Annotated in this window: 2 protein-coding genes; both read right to left on the bottom strand. The window is 30.6% G+C overall.

The window, feature by feature from the left end; all coding sequences use genetic code 11:
- Positions 1-299 precede the first annotated feature (299 nt).
- The gene (locus FE392_RS22425; protein ID WP_024928004.1) at positions 300-578 is read right to left on the bottom strand and encodes a hypothetical protein; all 279 of its coding nucleotides are present in this window, start codon (positions 576-578) and stop codon (positions 300-302) included.
- Positions 579-714: 136 nt separating this feature from the next.
- Positions 715-912, bottom strand: coding sequence for a hypothetical protein (locus tag FE392_RS22420; protein ID WP_024928003.1), 198 nt, complete (start codon positions 910-912; stop codon positions 715-717).
- Between the last annotated feature and the right edge of the window lie 156 nt (positions 913-1,068).

The raw sequence follows: 1,068 nt of genomic DNA, 5'->3' as shown, positions 1-1,068 counted from the left end.
CTAAAAAAATTCATGCGCACACTTTAGGTTTTTACCTCGTACGGTAGTAAAACAAAATCATCAGCACAAAATATATCTCGGAATAAACTTAAAAAATAAATTTACAAATTCACGAATTTTAAATTTTAAAAAAGAAAAAACTCTTTTTGTTAGTTCTCTATTAGATTGTAAAAAAACCTCCTAAATGCTATTTGCTACACTCAGAAGGTTTTCACTTCAATACCTCTCTATTCAACTTCCATTTCAACCTCATTCAATTCTTAATTCTCCTAATTAAAACCAACAACAAAAAAACATTTTTAATCCCACAAAACAGATCTTGCTAAATAATACATATCATCATCCCACTCCCTTTTCGTTGCCAAATCATTCAGTAAACCTTCAACAATTGCATAAAGACGACCCATATCTTCCGCGCAACCCAACAACGAATTATATTCAATTACTCCATCCCATAAACTCTCTCCCTCCTTTTGCAACCAAGACCAAAGAACATCATTAAATCTCAAAATAGGCTCACTACGTCTTTTATAATCATCTTTTAATAATTCCAAAAATAATTTATCCAATTCGTCCATCTAAATCACCTCAGATTCCATATAATGGTTACACGTCATCCTCAGTATAAAATAAGGGAACTGACTTTACATAACAGTCAGTTCCCTTATTAAAAATTTCTAACATTCTATTTTACTTTTTTTATAAATTAACTAACTAAAACAATTCTTTATGACAAGTCTCACAAATTTGCATTCTACCTTCAGCATCACCAATAATTTCCGTTTTTTTAGGTTGAATCTTAAAACAACAAAAACATAATTTTCGATTCACTGGTTTATGCTCAGTTGCACCATACTCATGGAATTTTTTACAACCAGGACAATAATAATATAAATCTCCCGCTACTTTCATACATTACGCCTCCACATCCACTTCATCAATTAAATGGCCATTATATTCTTGCTTCTCACTCTCTGATAACTCTTGATACTCTTGTTCAAATTTCATTAAATCCTTATTCCACATTGCTATTAACCTATAATAATACTCATTCTTGTCTTTACTCTT

This window comes from Xenorhabdus santafensis, from assembly GCF_033949405.1.
GTDB lineage: Bacteria > Pseudomonadota > Gammaproteobacteria > Enterobacterales > Enterobacteriaceae > Xenorhabdus > Xenorhabdus santafensis.
The sequence above is the reverse complement of the archived record's forward strand: the minus strand, read 5'-3'. Positions and strand labels throughout refer to the sequence as shown.